At 40.5% G+C, this 19,221-nt stretch carries 15 protein-coding genes; all 15 read right to left on the reverse strand.

Going from position 1 to position 19,221, the window contains the following annotated elements:
• Positions 1-9: 9 nt before the first annotated feature.
• Positions 10-606, reverse strand: coding sequence for a DsbA family oxidoreductase (locus M4I42_RS13405; RefSeq protein ID WP_268852618.1), 597 nt, complete (start codon positions 604-606; stop codon positions 10-12).
• 803 nt (positions 607-1,409) lie between these two features.
• Entirely contained in the window at positions 1,410-2,381 is a 972-nt protein-coding gene (locus tag M4I42_RS13410) for a sugar phosphate isomerase/epimerase family protein (protein ID WP_268852619.1), read from the reverse strand.
• A complete protein-coding gene (locus M4I42_RS13415; protein ID WP_268852620.1) occupies positions 2,378-3,544 on the reverse strand; it encodes a Gfo/Idh/MocA family protein in 1,167 nt (388 codons plus the stop codon). The genes M4I42_RS13410 and M4I42_RS13415 overlap by 4 nt, the downstream gene beginning before the upstream one ends.
• A gap of 10 nt (positions 3,545-3,554) precedes the next feature.
• Positions 3,555-4,559: an ABC transporter permease gene (locus M4I42_RS13420; protein WP_268852621.1), complete on the reverse strand. Its 1,005-nt coding sequence runs from the start codon at positions 4,557-4,559 to the stop codon at positions 3,555-3,557.
• Positions 4,540-6,039, reverse strand: a complete 1,500-nt coding sequence (locus M4I42_RS13425; RefSeq protein WP_268852622.1) for a sugar ABC transporter ATP-binding protein — start codon at positions 6,037-6,039, stop codon at positions 4,540-4,542. The genes M4I42_RS13420 and M4I42_RS13425 overlap by 20 nt, the downstream gene beginning before the upstream one ends.
• 58 nt (positions 6,040-6,097) lie before the next feature.
• Complete coding sequence (locus M4I42_RS13430) at positions 6,098-7,282, reverse strand: Gfo/Idh/MocA family protein (protein WP_268852623.1); 1,185 nt, start codon at positions 7,280-7,282, stop codon at positions 6,098-6,100.
• A gap of 27 nt (positions 7,283-7,309) precedes the next feature.
• Positions 7,310-8,497 (reverse strand): substrate-binding domain-containing protein, encoded by a 1,188-nt coding sequence (locus M4I42_RS13435; RefSeq protein WP_268852624.1) that lies wholly within the window; start codon positions 8,495-8,497, stop codon positions 7,310-7,312.
• A 25-nt stretch (positions 8,498-8,522) separates the two neighbouring features.
• Entirely contained in the window at positions 8,523-9,332 is an 810-nt protein-coding gene (locus M4I42_RS13440; RefSeq protein WP_268852625.1) for a sugar phosphate isomerase/epimerase family protein, read from the reverse strand.
• Between the two features lie 166 nt (positions 9,333-9,498).
• Positions 9,499-10,515 carry a LacI family DNA-binding transcriptional regulator gene (locus M4I42_RS13445; RefSeq protein WP_268852626.1) on the reverse strand — a complete coding sequence of 339 codons (1,017 nt, stop codon included), beginning with the start codon at positions 10,513-10,515 and terminating at the stop codon, positions 9,499-9,501.
• Positions 10,516-10,945: 430 nt separating this feature from the next.
• Positions 10,946-12,319, reverse strand: a complete 1,374-nt coding sequence (locus M4I42_RS13450) for a dihydrolipoamide acetyltransferase family protein (protein WP_268852627.1) — start codon at positions 12,317-12,319, stop codon at positions 10,946-10,948.
• A 28-nt stretch (positions 12,320-12,347) separates the two neighbouring features.
• Complete coding sequence (locus M4I42_RS13455) at positions 12,348-13,367, reverse strand: alpha-ketoacid dehydrogenase subunit beta (RefSeq protein WP_268852628.1); 1,020 nt, start codon at positions 13,365-13,367, stop codon at positions 12,348-12,350.
• A 25-nt stretch (positions 13,368-13,392) separates the two neighbouring features.
• A complete protein-coding gene (locus tag M4I42_RS13460) occupies positions 13,393-14,379 on the reverse strand; it encodes a thiamine pyrophosphate-dependent dehydrogenase E1 component subunit alpha (protein WP_268852629.1) in 987 nt (328 codons plus the stop codon).
• A 220-nt stretch (positions 14,380-14,599) separates the two neighbouring features.
• Complete coding sequence (locus tag M4I42_RS13465; protein WP_268852630.1) at positions 14,600-16,528, reverse strand: sigma-54-dependent Fis family transcriptional regulator; 1,929 nt, start codon at positions 16,526-16,528, stop codon at positions 14,600-14,602.
• A 431-nt stretch (positions 16,529-16,959) separates the two neighbouring features.
• Positions 16,960-18,099: a conserved virulence factor C family protein gene (locus tag M4I42_RS13470; RefSeq protein WP_268852631.1), complete on the reverse strand. Its 1,140-nt coding sequence runs from the start codon at positions 18,097-18,099 to the stop codon at positions 16,960-16,962.
• Positions 18,100-18,545: 446 nt separating this feature from the next.
• Positions 18,546-19,094, reverse strand: a complete 549-nt coding sequence (locus M4I42_RS13475) for a YpiB family protein (protein WP_268852632.1) — start codon at positions 19,092-19,094, stop codon at positions 18,546-18,548.
• Between the last annotated feature and the right edge of the window lie 127 nt (positions 19,095-19,221).

Here is a 19,221-nt window from a genome sequence, read left to right on the forward strand (position 1 = left end):
CCAGAGGCTTTAAGTGGTGGGTAGTTGACTCTCAATGATTTGTTCCAATGTTTCCTTTGACCGTAATCCGATAACTTTCGTGTCCCCAATAATAAAGGTAGGGACAGCTGTAATCCCTTCTTGATAGGCATGTTCGAGCGCTTTTTCGTGCACTTCTTTATATTTTCTAGTCTCAAGGGCTTTTCGATATTCTTTCTCATCCAATCCAATTTCACCTGCCAGTTTTGTGAGAACATCGATATTGCCGATATCTTTTTCTTCCTGAAAAAACGCCCGGAACATTCGATCATTATATTCATCGGCCTTTCCATTTTCTTTTGCATATTGGTATCCTTCAAATGCTAAATGTGTATACGGCTGCGGAGAAACTTTCGGTAAAACTATTTTTACCCCCATCCGTTCTGCCATCGGATAAACGGATTGTTTCCAGACTGTTTGCAAATATTCCCCTTCTGGACGTAGCGTTTCATTTGGCTTAGGTCTTAGTTCAAAAGGCATCCACTCAATGTTAACATCTTTATTTTGCACAGCATCTTCCAGTGGTTTTTTGGCTAGAAAACAATATGGACAAACATAGTCGGAATATACTTTTATACTCAATGTCATTAAAAAACCTCCACAATTTCAACTCGTTTTTGTATCTCAAATATACATCTCTCAATTCTTTATTGTCGAATCATATGCTTCAAAGCTGCGAGATGATATTTGCCGTTGGTGTAATTTTACCCATTTAGCACGATGTTTACCAATTTTTCTCAACGGAGTTTATAATGTTGACAAAAACACTACAGCAGGCGCCACTTAGTTGGGTGTTTTATAAAACGATTTATTTTATTTTTAGAATGATTGAATTAGAATTAAAATATTCCACGAGTGTTGATTATCCATTATTTTACTAAAAAACACAGAATCGTATGGCTGAACACAAGCTTTTCTGCCTCTTCCCTCGAACAAGAACGCCGGCGGGCAAATGTAATTTGCCCGCAAAGCGTTCATTGTTCGAGGAGGGCATGCGCACAACATGCCCAGTCGGCAAGCGAACCGCTTGCTTACTACGGCAGAAAAGCTAGGAATAGAGCGATGTCAACTGGTTTTTAATGGTTAATCAACACGCCTGTTCCTATAATTCTTTTATCATCCTAAACTGTAACCAAAACGATGAAAATGTGTGGAAGCGGTCGGTTTCTTGAGGAAATAGCGGGGAGTTGAGGATCATGATGATAATCGTCGGCCAGAGTATTCTTGGCCCTTTGCAAGAGACTTCGAAAACAACCGCGCCCAATCATACAGTGCATGTTCGGACATATCATGCTGGTGAACGACTTGAATTTCAACGCTAAACAACCCCCTGAAATATGAAAGGATTACCTATAATCAACAGGCAATCCTTTGCTTCGGCATATATACGTTTACGCCCACCACATTTCACTTAGCGTTTCTTTAAAAAGAATTCCTTTTAGTAGATTTACTGCTTTACTTAATCCTTCATCAATAGAGGCAAGCATGTCTTCATGTTCAATAGAAAGAACGTAATCATATCCTACTGCCCGTAAAGCACTGACCATATCTTTCCAAACCTTTTCACTATGGCCATAGCCCACAGAGCGGAATGTCCAAGCGCGATCTAAAATTCTGCTGTAGTGCTTTGTATCTAGTACACCGTTTACTCGAATATTAGCTTGATCTAAGTACGTATCTTTTGCATGAACATGGAAGATCGCATTTTCCCGTCCCAGCTTTTTAATCGCTTCTACCGGATCAATCCCTTGCCATACTAAATGACTCGGGTCGAAGTTAGCACCGATACTAGGACCTACATGTTCCCTTAATTTTAATAAAGTTTCCGGATTATATATGACAAACCCCGGATGCATTTCAAATGCAATTTTATTTACTCCATGTAATTCCGCAAATTTCGCTTCTTCTTTCCAATAAGGAATAACGACTTCATTCCATTGCCAATCTAATAGTTCTAAATATTCAGGGGGCCAAGAACATGTAACCCAATTCGGATATTTTGCATTCGAATGATCTCCGGGACATCCGGAAAAACCATTAACCACAGGAACGCCTAGACGTTCTGCCAACAATATCGTTTTTCTCCATACTTCATGGGATTGAGTTGCAAACTTCTTATCGGGATGAAGTGGATTACCATGGCAGCTAAGCGCACTAATTGTTAAGCCTCTACTTTCTATCGCACGCTGGAAAGTTCTTATTTTTTCCGGATTTTCCAACAGTTCATCTGGATTACAATGGCTATTCCCTGGGTAATTGCCAGTACCTAACTCGATTGCTTCAATACCCATCTCGCATATCTTATCCAGCATGTCTTCGAATGCTAGGTTTTGATAAAGAACGGTAAACACGCCTAATTTCATCGGAGCACCTCCTGTCCTGTTTCTACTTTGACCCATCTTTTTTCTTCATTACTCTTTACAATCGCTTCGATTAACTGCATAATGCGGTGGCCATCTTCTATCGTCGCAAAAGAGGATGCCGATACATTCGGATATGTTTTTACCGCTGTATAAAAATCAATAAATAAATTCTTTAACCCATCCGGCCAGCCCTCTTGATGCCCACCAGGATAGTGGGCAAGAGTAGCGGCAACAGGGGATAACAACGATGGATCGCGCATAAGCTCCATGTTCCCTCCATCCCGCCTGCCAATCCATAATTTATTCGGCTCTTCTTGATTCCAATAAAGCGTACCTTGTTTTGCAGCAATTTCAAACGTAAGGTAGTTTTTTCGGCCAGCATTTACCTGTGACACAACAAATGCTCCATGAGTCCCGTCTTCAAAATGAACGATCACACTTCCGCAGTCTTCACTGTCAATTTGTATTTCTTCAAACGCTTCCTGGCCTTTGCTTTGGAACGTTTCTACCTCACCAATCGGTTTTTTTCGTACGGGATGCACGGTCTTTAGATCTGCGAATACTTCGACAATCTTTTTATTAAGCACATATTGAACGGTATCACACCAATGTGAGCCGATGTCAGCAATAGCGCGGGATTTACCGTTTCTCTTTGCATCTAGCCGCCAGTTATAATCGGTATCGTACAGAAGCCAATCTTGAAGATACGTCCCATGCACAAGATGCACAGGTCCGTATTCCCCTTTAGCAATAAGTTCCTTTGCCTGAGCCACTAATGGATAATGCCGATAGTTAAAACACACTCCGGCTACTACGTGTTTCGATTTAGCCAACTCCACTAATTCGCGGGATTCTTCACTCGTCATCGCTAATGGCTTTTCCGATAATAGATGCTTCCCTTTTTCTAACACTTTTTTGTTCACGGTATAGTGCAAATAGTTTGGCGTGCAATTATGAACAACGTCTACTTCCGAATCTTTAATTAACTCGTCTACACTCCCATAAAAATTTGGAATGGAAAACTGTTCTGCCATTCGTTTCGCCTTTTCTAATGTGCTGCCGCTAATAGCAACCACTTCAACGCCGCTTAATCGCCTTAATGCTTCTATATGCGATTTTGCTGAAAAACCAGTACCAATAATCCCCACTTTAATCAGCGACATATGCTTCCTCCTATTTTTTCAATGTTTTTCTTCCAAATGCCACTGCTAAAATAATAATGAGTCCTTTTACAATCATTTGTTGGCTAACATCCAATCCCATAATGATTAAACCGTTGTTAATAGTACCAATCATTAAAGAACCTATGACCGTACCAATAACTGTACCAACCCCGCCAAATAAACTTGTTCCACCGAGGATAACAGCGGCAATAACTGATAACTCATCCCCTTCACCAAACGTAAATCTTCCTGCATGCATCCGACCTGCATATAGCAGTCCGGCAAATCCCGCCATTAAACCTGATCCTACAAAGACAAGAAATTTAATTTTCGACGTTTTCACGCCAGTAAATTTGGCGGCCATCTCGTTTCCGCCAGTTGCCAATGTCTGTCTTCCAAACGCTGTTTTCTTCAAAACAATATGACCAATCACCGTAATAACGAGCGTCCATACTAGTAAAATAGGGATGGATCCAATATCCCCTGAACCGAATAAAAAGTTAAACGTGGAGTGAACAATCGGAACTGGCGCGGTATCGGTAATCCACATTGCTAATCCTTTGACAATCCCCATCATCCCTAATGTTACAAGGAAAGAAGGAATGGCTACCTTCGTGATAAGAAGACCATTGACTACTCCGATCACTAATCCTGTCCCTAATCCGACAGCTACTCCTCCTAACAGCCCTAACCCTGCTTTCAGCGCTAATGCAGCTGTCAATGAAGCAAGGGCAGTAATGGAACCAACAGAAAGATCAATTTCACCGGTGCTAATGACAAACGTCATCGCTACTCCCATAATCGAGATCATTGCCGTTTGTCGTGCGATATTGAGCAAATTGGATGTTGTCAAAAATCCGTCGTCATACAACGTAACAGAAAAATAAATGATCACACCGATGAACGCAATATATACAATATAATCGCGCCAATCCACTCCTTTAAACCGTTTAGCGAAACTAACACTGTTTTGCAATTTTACTTGCTCGTTTAGCTTAATGTCCTTGGATGGCATGTTGGAGAACCTCCTCTGAATGAATCTCTTTCCGTTTGAGCTCCTTGACAACCTCTCCTCCATGAACGACGATAATTCTGTCACTTACGGCAAGAAGTTCTTGTAGCTCTGAAGAAATCACTAAAACCGCTTTTCCGCTATCTGCTAACTTTCGAATAATATCCATAATTTCCGTCTTTGCACCAATATCTACACCGATGGTTGGTTCATCTAAAATCAAAATATCAGGATTATTCGCTAGCCATTTTGCTAAAACGATTTTCTGTTGGTTTCCTCCGGATAACAATCGCGCTGTTTTAAAAATGTCATCTGTCTTAATATTTAATGTTTTAACAAACGTTTCCGCTATATCGTTTGCTTTTCGATTGTCTAGGAAGATACCTCTTTTAATTTTTGAAATAATTGGTAAAATAATGTTTTCTTTTACACTATGCTGCAGTATTAATCCTTGCATTCTTCGATCTTCCGGAATAAGCGCTATACCAGCATTGATCGCATCCACAGGATCTTTAATCGTACATTTTTTTCCTTTAACAAAAATTTCTCCACCATCAATTGGATCAATTCCAAAGATGGCCCGAACCATCTCTGATCTTCCGCTTCCCATGAGTCCGGCAACACCAAGAATCTCCCCCGGATATAATCGAAAGCTAATATTTTTGACTTTCGTCCCCGAGGCAAGATTTTTTACTTCTAATACTGGAGTTCCTTCTGTTGAATAAACTCTTTCCTTCCACTCAAACGCTTTATCCAAATCTGCGCCTACAATATGTTGAATGACCGTTTCCATGCTTATCTCGTCGCAATTTTCGGTCGTAATTTTTTTGCCGTCACGTAAAACCGTAATTCGGTCACAAATTTGGAAGATTTCATCCATACGATGTGATATATAAATGATAGAGATCCCTTTTTCTTTCAATTTATGAATAATATCAAAAAGAACCTCTGTTTCTTTTTTCGTTAAAGAGGAAGTTGGTTCATCCATGATTAAAATTTTTGTGTTTTGCGATAACGCTTTAGCAATTTCTGTCATTTGCCAATATCCAACACCGAGATTGGCAATCACATCGGTTGGTTCGACCTCTACTTCTAATTCTTTTAATAGCTCCTTCGTTTTTTCATTACATAACTTTTCATTGAGAAGTCCTATCGAATTTTTTGGTTCACGTGTCAAAAATATATTTTGAGCAACCGTTAATGTTGGTACTAAACTGAACTCTTGGAAAATCATTGATATATAATTTCTTTTCGCATCTTCCGTATTATTGATCGAAACTTTTTTTCCTTCAATGAAGATTTCTCCTTCATCCGCCGTATAAACTCCGGTTAATATTTTCATCAATGTGGATTTTCCTGCACCGTTTCCTCCCATCAGTGCGTGAACTTCTCCTTTGCGGAGTGAGAAGTTGACGGAATCGAGCACTTTAATCCCATTGAAAGATTTTGAAATTCCTTCCATTGATAGTAGAGGCTGTTGCATTATAATCACCTTCTTTTTTATTGGGGGCTACTTTCGTGAAAGTAGCCCCCCAAAATTCCTAGTTTACACTTAACGATGTCTCATTTAAGCTGATCCACATACCTTTTTCAGCAGATTCTAAAATGGCGTCGCAAATAACGGCGATACGATAACCGTCATAGAAGTTTGGTGAAACTTCCGTATCTTCGACAATCGATTTGAGGAAATCGTAAATTTCAATAATTTTTGTTTCACCGTATCCGATCCCTAGAGCTGGAATCGGCCATAACCCTTCACCATATGGATGGGCTGGTCCTGTGTAAACGGTTCTAAATCCTTTACTATCGCTTGGATCATCGGCAAAGCATACTTGTAATTCATCGCGCCGTTCATAGTTAAAGTATAACGAGCCTTTTTCACCATGGATTTCAAAGGTTAGGAAGTTGTTGCGTCCCCAAGCATTTCTGGTCGCTTCGATGCTACCAACGGCACCGTTTTCAAATTTTAATAAGGTCGAGAATTCATCATCGACATCAACTACTCCTTTAGGAGTATCAGCTTGTCCTTTCACTGTACCTAATTTATCAACACCACCAGTTTGAATCGGTCTTTCCGGCACCCATGTTTTTGTAATGGCCATTACCTCTGAAATTTCTCCTACAAGGTAGCGTGCAAAGTCAATAACATGTGTACCGATATCTCCTAACGCTCCCGAACCGGCCACCTTTTTCTGAAAACGCCATGACAATGGAGAGTTAGGATCCGCTGACCAGTCTTGCAAGTACGTACCGCGAAAATTAAGGATTTTACCGATTCTCCCTTCTTCGATATACTTTTTAGCAAGAGCCACAGCCGGAGTTCTTCTGTAGTTGAACGCAACCATATGCTTAACGCCTGCTTCCCTTACCGCATCGCACATTTTCTTTGCTTCCTCAGCGTTTCGTGCTAACGGCTTTTCGCAAATAATATGTTTTCCAGCTTTCGCAGCCGCAATAGCAATTTCCGCATGAGAGTCATTTGGTGTTACAATATCTACGATGTCAATGCTTGGGTCTTCGATAACATCTCTCCAATTAACAGTGTAATTTTCATAGCCGAAACGTTGAGCAGCTTCTTTTGCCAATTCTTCTGTTACATCGACTACTGTTTTACGATAAGGAATTCCCGGAGCTGGCCAAAAGAACATTGGCATTCCAGCGTATGAAAGTGAATGCGCTTTCCCCATAAATCCTGCACCAATCATCGCAACGTTAAATTTTTTCATAGCACAAAAACCTCCTAGTTAATCTTTTTATTTTGCTACATTTTGGATGGAATCAGGAGCATCTTTATGGTAAACAAGCTTCCATGCATCTAACACATTTTCTTTTGTTACTTTTAATGATGGCACTGCCACATAAGGCGGAGCTTGTTTTCCAAGCAACGCGTAACCAGCTAAAATAGCTTCAGCTATGCCTTGGTCATATGGAAGTTGTGCTCCTAATCCTTTCACGATGCCACCAGAAGCAATCTCTAGTGCCACGTTCGTTCCTAAATCAATTGTAGTAATCACTAAATCATCGCGTCCAGCTGTTCTCGCCGCGGCTAATGCTCCTTCAGCAGGTACATCCCAAACCGCAAAAATACCGTCTAAATCAGGATGTTTCGTTAACATACCAGACGCTACTTTTTCCCCATCATTCGGAGCTGTAATACCGCCCCGCGCTACAATTTTGATGTCAGGATATTTTTCTTTGATTGTCTTTTCAAACGCTTCTGTTCTCTGTTTTGTGACAAAGAAGTCTGCGTCATGGAAAATAACACCGATTTTCCCTTTGCCGTTTAGTTTATCCGCCATAATTTCTGCAGCCGCTACTCCATTTCCATAGTTATCAGCTGAAACAACACTGACATAATCTTTGCCTGCTGTTAACCCTTGAGGAGCATTATCCATAAATACGAGTTTTACACCTGCTTCTGCTGCTTTTCTGTATGCTTCGGCAGTAGAAACTGGATCAACCGGAATGCTGACTATAATATCCGGTTTTTTTGCTAATACCGTTTCAATATCAGAAACTTGCTTTTCTGCTTTAAAATTCGCATCTGTTACCGCTACTACTTCGATCCCCATCTTTTTAAACGTTGCTTTTAGACCATCAATTTGCGCTGTTGACCAGTCATTCCCAGCATAGTGCATCACAATAGCTGCTTTATATTTCCCTTCTTTAATCTTCTGCACTTCTTCTTCCGTTAATTGTAATGTTTTTGCAGAAATCGCTGTTTCACCATGAGGACCCTTACTTAAAATTTGTTGATCCCCAGAAATTTCCGGGTTAATGGTAATTGGCCCCGATGTTGTGTTCTCTCCTGTTTCCTCTACCTTTCCGCCATCGGATGGTTTACTAGAAGAATTGGTAGCGTTTTCTTTTGGGCTGCAACCAACAAGAGCAACCATGCTAAGAAGCAAGACGACAATCAACATGGACAAAAACTTTTTCATACAACCCTTCCCCCTTCGTTAGATGCTAAAGATTAAACTTTCTTAAAAATGCTCTGCTAATTTCCGCGCCTTTTTTCGGATCTGGATAACTATCTAATTCTACAGTAATCCATCCATCATAATTTATTTCTTCTAACGCTTTTATCATTTCATCAAAGTTTTGATGCCCTTCTCCTAAAGGTAGAAATTGACCGTTGTCATAATCTTTGAAATGGATATACTTAATGCGAGACGAATATTTTTTGATCACCTCAACCGGATCGCCGCCCCCAGCTTCTATATGAGCTGTATCGGGACATAAATAAATAGACGTCAAACTCATCAGTTTATCCAACTGTTCCGGAGACTCAACAATCGTTCCTAAATGAGGATGATAACTTGGAATTAAACCATATTTTTCTGCAATCGCTACAACTTTATCAAGGGCATGTCCTAAATCGATGTAATCGCTTTCCAAAATGCCATTCGTTCGAATTGCGCCGCCTCCAACCACAAAATGTGTTGCACCTAACTCGGATGCGAAAGCAGCAACTTTTTCCATCTTTAATAATTCTTCCTCTAAAATGTCAGGAAAAATAAAATTCGCGCCGGAATACACACCAATAAGATCCAATGAATGATCAGTCATCAATTTCTTCAATTCTTCTTTTTTATCTATATATTGCATAAGGTTTCCATCAAAAATTTCAAATCCTGTATACCCAGTTGCAGCAATATCTTTTAATGCTTCTTCTGTTGAACCATTTGCAAGATAGTAAAGATCCTTAACAGATGTAACACCTGCAGGGTGGCCGACTACTCCTCCCCAAGTATTTGTTTGATAACCTAGTTTCATCATTCTACCTCCATTCGTGTTTGATTTGTTTAGGTCATTTACACAACTATACCGGACGTATAGAAATTTCACCACCTCCTCAAGTAAATAAAAGCAAATAAATGTAATCGATTACATTGAAAAATGTTTAAAAAAAGATAATTTGTAGGTTTTAAAATGTAATGGATTACATTTTAAAACCTATCTCAACATATTTTTTGCAAGTGTCACGAATAATAAGTCGATCTCTCAATATATACTGATTTTTTTCTAATTGATCTTTATTAATTAGTTTTATTAATAACTCCATTGCTTTCTTTCCTATTTCAAACATCGGCTGTGAAATGGTAGTTAGTGCTGGCTCATAAATGGATGCGAATTGTATATCGTCAAATCCAACAACCGAAATGTCATCCGGTACGCGTAATCCTTTAGATTTGATTGCCTTTATCGCCCCAATCGCCATTTCGTCATTAGCAGCAAAAACAGCTGTTGGAGGTTGATCAAGTGCTAAAAATTTCATCATCATGTTATAGCCGCTTTCAAAAGAAAAGTCGCCTTCTTGCACTAAAAATGACTCTATCGGAATATTATGTTGTGCCATTGCCTGCCGAAATCCCTTTAATCGATCACGGCTTAATATAACATTTAGAGGGCCGGATATAAAACCAATTCTTCGATGTCCTAAATTGATTAAATACTCTGTAGCTTTTCTTGCACTGCTTACATTATCTATGGAAACAGTTGGAATTGTTGATCCTTCCAAGTACTCACACGCGAGAACAACAGGAAATTCACTTGCAATCTCCTCTAACAAATGAGATTCAAGTCTCGCTGTTAACAAAATCATTCCATCTGCTTTTTTTTGGCGCAATATATCTAAATATACTCTTTCGCGTTCTACATTATTACCTGTGTCCCCAAGAAGGACTTCGTAATCGTTTTCAATTGCCACATGTTCTATTCCTCTCAATATCTTTGAGAAAAATGTGTTCGTAATATCTGGTACGACAACAAGTATTGTTTTTGTTTCCAATTTTCGCAGCTGTCTAGCTAATATATTTGGTTGATAATTTAGTTTTTGGATCGCTTCTAAAACTTTTTCTGTCGTTTCCTTTTTCACATTTCCGGAATTGCTTAAAACTCTGGAAACAGTAGCTGTAGAAACATTCGCTAATTTTGCAACATCACTGATCGTTACCATTTCATATCTCCGTTTCCTAAAATGAAATTTATCTTAATTTTGAGATTATTGTAATCGATTACATTTGAAATTGCAACTATTTTTTTATTAATTTTAACACTATATAAGTTGCAATAAAGATTTTCCGATTGTTCGATTCTGTTTTCCTTCATAACAAGTCATTTTGATAGAATGCAGCGGGCGTTCTACTGGATGTAAAACAAAGTTTCAACTTATATATATACATTTATAATATTTTGAATATTTTTAGTTTCATTTAGTGTTTCTTGAAAATTGCTTTTATGATACGTTCAGCAACGAGAGAGCCTCGTTTATCTATCCATTGGCAATCAGGGGCTCAACAAATGAAAAGTAACCAAAAACCCCGGACGTATTCCCCCGGGGCTTATCTTTAATTTCTATTAGTTTGAACAATATTATTCCGAGATTTTTATTTTACAAACAACAAATCCGGCTCGCTTAAAGATTTTTTCAGTTCGTTTAAAGCTTTTTGGGCTAAAACGCCGTCAATCAAACGATGGTCATAGCTGAGCGATAAGGCCATCATCGGTGCGATTTCAATTGAATCATGGACGACAATCGGTTTTTTCTCAATTCTACCGATGCCTAGAATACATGATTCTGGATGATTGATAATCGGGGTAAACCAAGAACCATCGGTTGAGCCGATATTCGATATTGTACACGTAGATCCCGTCATTTCATCCACTTGGATGGAACCTTCTTTTGCTTTTTTCGCAAGCTCTTGAATTTCTTTGGCAATTTGGAATAACGACTTTTGGTCTGCGTGTTTAATCACTGGCACGACAAGGCCGCGGTCAGTGTCAGCCGCAAAACCGATGTGATATTCATCCTTTAAGATGATTTCCTCTCGTTCATCATCCAATGAAGCATTTAACATCGGATATTTTTTCAGCACAGTTGTTAACGCCTTAACTACATAAGCGAGATAAGTGAGCTTAATTCCTTCTTCATCGGCAAATGGTTTTACCCTTTCGCGATGGGACACAAGATTCGTTACATTCACCTCATCAAAATGAGTCACATGCGGGATCACGGATTTCGAATGAACCATCGCCTTTGCGATCATTTTTCGAATGCCGGTAAGCGGGATTGTTCGTTGAGCTTGCATGCTCACCTCTTCCTTTGTTCTTTCCTTGCCGGCTACCGCTTCGTTTTCCGTTTCTGTTTGTTCTAATTTTCGTTTGGCGATGACATCCTCAACATCGCTTTTGAGTATTCTTCCGTTAGGACCGGTCGGTGTCACTTCTTCAAGACTGACATTATGTTCCCTCGCCAATTTGCGTACAGATGGTGTTGCGATGAAAAATTGGTTTGATGGTTTTTCCTTTTCTTCGCTTTTCTTCACCGCGTTTCGAATATCTTCTTCCGTAACCTTGCCGTTAGGACCAGTTGGAATGACAAGGCGCCAATCCACCCCGAGTTCTTTCGCTAATTTTTTTACACGCGGAGTCGCTTTTCTCTCCTCAAGAACCTCTTGCACAACTTTTGGCTGTTCCTCTGCGACACGGGTTGTTTCATTAGTTGTTTCAATTAATCTGTCATTAGTTGTTTCAATGATGGCCAATACTTCCCCAACCGCAGCCGTGTCCGCTCTTTTTTTTCTAATTTCTTTGACGATCCCTGACTCCGGAGCTTCAATTTCCGAAACCGCTTTCTCTGTTTGAACTTCCACAAGCGTATCGCCTTTTTCGACTGCATCCCCTTCTGAAACATGCCAGAAGGTGATTAAACTTTCATCATGATCATCAGATAGTCGCGGTAATTTTACTTCGATTAACATAGGCTGCCTCCTATATTAGAAATCGCGTTTATTCATTGACTAGTTTCATTGCTTCGTGAAAAATTTTATCGGCATTTGGTAAAACAAACTGTTCAAGCGGACGGCTGTATGGAATCGGCACATCTGGAACAGCCAATCGTTTGACTGGTGCCTCTAAATCATATAAACCATCTTCAGCTGCGATCGCAGCGATTTCTGCTGTCATGCCGTATGATAAGTAATCTTCATCGACTACCAATAAACGATGCGTCTTTTTAATCGATTGAAGAATCGTTTCGCGGTCTAACGGAACGAGTGAACGTAGGTCGATCACTTCTGCCTGAATTCCATGTTGTTCCAATTTTTTGGCAGCTTCTAATGCATAATGAGTCGTCATTTGGATGCCTACAATCGTAATGTCCGTTCCTTCTCTTACTACTTTTGCCTTTCCGATTGGCACGGTGTATGCTTCTTCTGGAACATGTCCGACTGATGCGTCTAATTGGTCCATCCATCCCAACCCTTGCAACGTTTTATGAAACATAAACACAACTGGATTATCGTCCCGGATGGCAGAAATCATCATTCCTTTCAAATCATATGGAGTGGATGGCGCCACCACTTTCATTCCTGGCAAATGAGCAAAAGTGGCATATAATGTTTGTGAATGCTGGGCCGCATCACTATATCCCCCGCCAACGGCCGTCATTAATACCATTGGTAGCTTGACACGGCCTCCTGACATATACGGAATTTTTGCCATATGGTTATAAATTTGGTCCATACAAACGCCGAAGAAATCGACGAACATTAATTCGACAATCGGCCGCATTCCTTCGGCCGCCGCTCCAATGGCCGCTCCAATAAAAGCCGTTTCGGAAATCGGTGTATCCATCACTCTTTCAGGACCGAACTGTTGAAATAATCCTTCCGTTGCCCCGAATATCCCGCCGTATGCACCGACATCCTCTCCCGTGACAAATACATTCGGATCTCTTTCCATTTCTAATCGAATTGCTTCGGCAATCGCTTTATTTCCCGTTAATAAGCGTTGCTTTGTTTTTTGCATGTTTACGACCCCTTTCTATAGTGGTTTAGACAAACAAATCGTTTAAAGCGTCTTCCGGTTCAGGATAATCGCTTTCGCGCGCGAACTGATAGGCGGCTTCGACTTCCTGCTTTGCCTTATTTTCCAATTCGATCAGCCGCTGTTCTTCTATTCTATATTCTGTGATTAGGAGTTGACGCATGCGAATAATCGGATCTTTTTCTCTTAGCCCAATCACTTCGTTTTTATCTCTGTAAACTTCCGGATCTCCTTGGAAATGCCCTAAATAACGATACGTTTCAATTTCAATAATCGATGGCCCCCCTCCCTTTCTCGCCCGTTCCACCGCTTCCTTTGAAACGTGGTACATTTCGATCGGGTCATTATCTTTCACATAATATCCTTTCATTCCGTAAGCGACTGCTCTTATATCATTGGATGGAACGGACGTGGATGCGGATTTAGGGACAGAAATTCCGTATTGATTGTTCTCAATCACGACAATCAGAGGCAAATTCCACAGTGCCGCCATATTTAAAGATTCGTGGAAAGCTCCCTGATTGGCAGCTCCTTCTCCAATAAAAGCAACCGCTACCCAATCCGTTCCTTTTTTCTTTGCGGCGAGCGCTGCGCCAAGCGCATGGGGAATGCCCGCTCCGACAATCCCGCCGCAAGAAAATTTGACATCTGGATCAAATAAATGCATATGCCCTCCTTTTCCTTTGCCGAGTCCAGTCACTTTTCCAAAAATTTCAGCGGTCATTCGGTTTAAGTCAACTCCTTTTGCGATCGCGTGATGGTGCGGACGGTGCGGCGACGTTACCGTATCTTCTTTTTTTAGATGAACACATATGCCGACGGCAGCCGGTTCCTGTCCCGTTGCCAGATGCATTTCACCCGGTACAGGCCCTGCACCGATATTAAAGACAGGATTTTTTCCTTCTGCATACGCTTCGGCCATTTTGTCCTCGTAATAACGAATTTTGTACATTGTTTTGTACATCCAAGTAAGATGATCAACAGAAATTACCAATTACCTCTCCTCCTTTATTTAAAATAAAGCGCTTTCATTTATATTTATGATGCAAAAAGTATGCCAACATAAACGAATACATATATTCATTTACCGTAACGTACATCATTCCGTTATGAAAATTTTATAAGACAGTAAAAATGCAACAAAGTGTCCCATTTTGGAACACTTTGTTGCTACATATTGATACAATTTGACACAAAACGAAACAATAAATTGATTAATAAGAAATTTTATATTTTTTCATTTGCCGATAAAAAGTACTTCTAGAGATACCTAAATGTTCTGCTGCTTTAGTTACGTTTCCGTTAAATAAGTGCAATGCTCGGATAAGAGATCGTTTTTTGATATCGTCCTTATGAATTTCCATTTCTTCTTTTGCTTGAGATAAAAACGGTTGAAACAATTCTTCTGGTAGATCTTTTGCAGATAAAATTGGTTTTGTGTTTCTGTTTAGTGTTCTTTCTAATATATTTTGCAATTCCCGAATATTTCCCGGCCAGTCATATTGAATAAGAGCTTGCAAAAAGTCAGGTCTAATTTCCGGAAACGGTTTATTTAACTTGTTGCAAAGTTTGCTGATAAAATATTTAACGAGAAGAGGAATGTCCTCTTTTCTTTCCTGTAAAGAAGGTAGAATAATCGGCATAACATTAAGTCGAAAAAACAGATCTTCTCTAAAGCTTCCCTTTTGGACTTCCTCACGAAGATTTTTGTTCGTCGCTGCAATAATTCGAACATCGACCGGGATCACTTTATGACCACCGATTCGCATCACCTCTTTTTCCTGAATCACCCGTAAAAGAAGAACTTGCATTTCCAAGGACATTTCACCGATTTCATCTAAAAAGAGCGTACCGCCGTCAGCAAGCTCAAATTTTCCGGCACTTCCTCCCTTTTTCGCTCCGGTGAAAGCGCCTTCAACATAACCAAACAACTCACTGCCAAGAAGATCGCGCGGAATTCCGCCACAATTAATAGCAATAAATGGCTTATTTTTTCTTTTGCTTGCATTATGGATGGCTTGTGCGAGCATTTCCTTTCCCGTTCCGCTTTCCCCTAATATTAACACATTCGAATCGGTTGCCGCAGCGAGTTTTGCTTCATTTAGTTTTTGAATAAAATGAGGATGCTGTCCAATAATATCATCAAACGTTATTTTTGCTTGGTTTCCAGATAAGCGATTGACAAATTGACGCACTTTTTCGATTTTTTTCATCATAATCATTGAACCGATCCAATGGCTGTCTTTATAAATGGGAATTTTATCGATCATTACATGATGAACATTTCTTGATGGCTCTATTTTTAAATGAAGTTCTTGATTTTGTACATAAACAGGCTTATTAGAAATGATGGATTTATTTGTAAAAAACTCATCGATTTTTTTACCTTCTAACTGTGATTGTCCAAGACAAAGAAACTTTTTCAATTGATCGTTTGCTTTTATAATTTTTCCTTCCGTATCGATAATGAGAATACCTTCTTTCATATTATTCGTTGTCGCTTCTAAAAATCGTTGCATCATAATATTTTTTTCTGTATTTTCATTTAATCTTAATTGATACTCAATAGCTTTGACTGCTGAAACCACCATTCCCAATGTGTGTGGATGCACCTTTTCGTATGGACCGGAAACATTCAACACCCCAATAATAGTGCCTTTTGAATCATGAATCGGGGCGGCAGAACAAGTCCATGATTGGCATATTTGCGAATAATGCTCCTCAGCAAATATCTGTACAGGTTGATCGATCACAATCGATGTGCCAATGGCATTAGTCCCCATCACTCGTTCGCTCCAATCAGCTCCCTCAACAAAACCTATTTTATCCGCCATTAACAGCGTGTCGGCATCACCGATTGATTTTAATAGTTGCCCTTTTTCATTGCAAAGAATGACTAAAAATCCAGACCCCTTTACTATCGAATAAAGACCTTCCATTAACGGCATGGACCAATCAATAAGATTTTTGTACCGTTCTGCTTCAATTTTTTTAATGCGGCCGTGTCGTTGGAAAGGGTCGACCTCCCATTTTTTCGACCGAATCCAAGAGTCTCGAATCATAGGAGAAAGCCTTTCATCTATTTCATTCTGGAAAATAAAGCGCTTCCACATTTCTTTAACACCCTCTCGCCCGCTCTTCACACAAAAACACCTCCACAGCATACCAATGGTTGGTGGTCTATCCATGAAGATTTTGTTCATGTTTAAAGATTCATCAGAACTACTTTTCTATATTGTAGCACTGAAAGTTAGTATCATGTCAAAAAAGACGAATAAATACCCCTGAATGTTATCGAAGACTAAATCACAAAAATCTCTCTAAATAAAAAGCACTGCCTTCAAAAAGTTCATTTAAGAACCTTTAATTTCATTTAAATGAAGTCGGAGATCAGGCTGTTTACTATCACAATTTCTAAAACAAACTGTTTTAACAATATGGGGTGCCACGAGAATAAACGAGAAAAGAAAGGAACCAGCGCTATTTAGCTCTGATTCCTTTGCATAAATCGAATTTATATTGTCTACTTTTCGATGCACAGGCACCGATTTGCAATTTCGTTGCCGTTTTTTGATCATTCACCACTATTTCCTTTTCTTCTGCTTTCCGTCATTTGCTTCCAAACGGATCCTTTTGCCTCTTCGCCGCCCTCGATTCGTTCGATCGCCATCTTTATTTGCATGCTTACTTCAAATTCCGGGTCATTTTCTGCCGCTTTTAAAGCAGGAAGAGCTGATTCATCACCAATTTCGTATAAAAACATCGCCGCGCGCCAGCGAACCAATTTGCTTGGATCTTTCAGCGCCTCGATCATGACCGGTATCGCTTCAGGATCACCAATATCAGACAGACAGTCCCCGGCGGTACGACGCACAGAGACCGCTTGATCCTTTAGTGCTTCATACAAATACGGGAGCACTTTTTTACCGCCAATCATCCCTAAATAAGCAGTCGCCAAGCGGCGAATCGCCACTTTTTCGTCTTTTAACGCCTTTGCCAATACCGGCAAATCTTCTTCCGTCGGCTCTGCCATCTGTTCCAACGCCGCGTATCGTTTCGTCCAGTCTGGATCATCCAGCATTTGCTTCGTCACTTGAAAACTCACTCGTTTTTGCGTTTTCGCCTGCTCGCCTCTTTTAAACATTTGCACGAACCGCTCCAGCCGTTCCGGCGGATAAGCGGCAGACAACTCCTCGACAATCTCGGCACCGATTTCTTCAAATGTTCCGTACCGAACACCTTTTTCGACCCATTTTCGCTCAACGACAATATTGCCGGCATGTTTTTGCGCTTCTAGCACCGCATCGATAAACGGCTTCGGCAAGCCGACCCGTCTCTCTTCCTGACCGTCGGTTAACTTCACTTGCATCGGCAAGCCATACAACATTTGCACATATACTTTCACTTCGCCGAAATGATCGTTGCGCACTGGCTCATTGTCTTGAAGATGATCAACATTTTCGCCAAACACTTCGCGCACTTTTGTTAAAATCGCTTTCCAATCACACTTCGGATGCCGTTCAATGGCTAAAAAATCGGCCACATGATAAATGCCTTTAACGCCTTCGATTTTCATTAATTGCTGGATGATGGCAGGGGCATTTTCAACTTGGTCCGGCTTATAGTTGTGGCTTGTTCCAAATGGAAGCTCTTCATCGAGCAGCACTTTCATTGTATTTGGACTTGGCGTCGGTTCAATCGATTGAATCTTCATCAGTTTCCCTCTCCTATCCGATATAAAATGCCGTCATTTTCACGTTTCAAAAAAGTGCGACATAATTTTATTAAAACGGAAGGAGAGAAGAAAAGCAAAAGTTCCGCACGACGATCTTCAAGGCACCAAGCCAAAGAAACGGTTCGATTAGAACGCAAGAAGAAAAAGTCGTTTTTCTGGTATAAACATGTCATCGCAACAAACGGAGAAGAATCGTGAGACAGGAACAATGCCCCAGACCGGAAGTTTGCCGCTCGCTTTCTTCGGATTCCGCGTCGACACGGACATCCTTGCGTTAAGCGAACTGCTACTTCTTCTTTCGCAGTTCTGGACTCTCACCCTATAGACTACACCCATGCTGGGCGCACTACAAAACAGAGAGCCACAACTATGACTCTCTGTTTCTACAGACAATCCTCGGGGTATGACAGGCACCATGCCTATGCCTAGCTTTGGCCTTCGTATTTTTTCAACTGTTCCGTCAACTGTTGAAACAACACCATGTCTTTACGGTCAAGCGCCTGGTCAATTTGCATTTTCAATCTCGACACCTCATAGCGCTTTAACGCTTCATCTAGCACTTGTTCGGCCGCTTTCGCCATTTTCTCATGGAGCTCATACCGCCGGACGTTTTCAAACGCCCGATGATCAATCAGCCGAAGGTACGAAAAATCCCTCGTCTTTCCAGGAAAATGGAGAGTTAAATACAGCGGCTCGTTTGGATGCAGCGCCAAATCGCCCATAATCGCTGATAAATTTGTGCTTTTTTGGCCGCGCCGATAAAACACGAGCCCTTCTTCCTCGGCCATGGCAGTCGAAATGATGAGCCACCGTGCCTGCTTTTGCTCAGTTTCCGTAAAATGGACGTTTTGAAGCAAATGGGAATGCTGAAGCAAATACTTCAATACAAACCGGGCATCCGGATGCTTTAGGCGATAGGTTTGCAAAAAAGACGTTAAAAAGTTGCGTTTTTCCAAACATGACACCCATCTCATCGCAGCCGTTCCCTCCTTTCCCTTGCTTATTTCCTTCCACTAAAGAGAAGGAACACAAAGCTCTGTTGGCCAACCGCGATGCTATAGTAGTTAGTGATAGACACCATGCTAGTGTTATACAGTTACT

The sequence above is a fragment of the Anoxybacillus sp. J5B_2022 genome (assembly GCF_026847645.1).
In the GTDB taxonomy this organism is placed as follows: Bacteria; Bacillota; Bacilli; order Bacillales; family Anoxybacillaceae; genus Anoxybacteroides.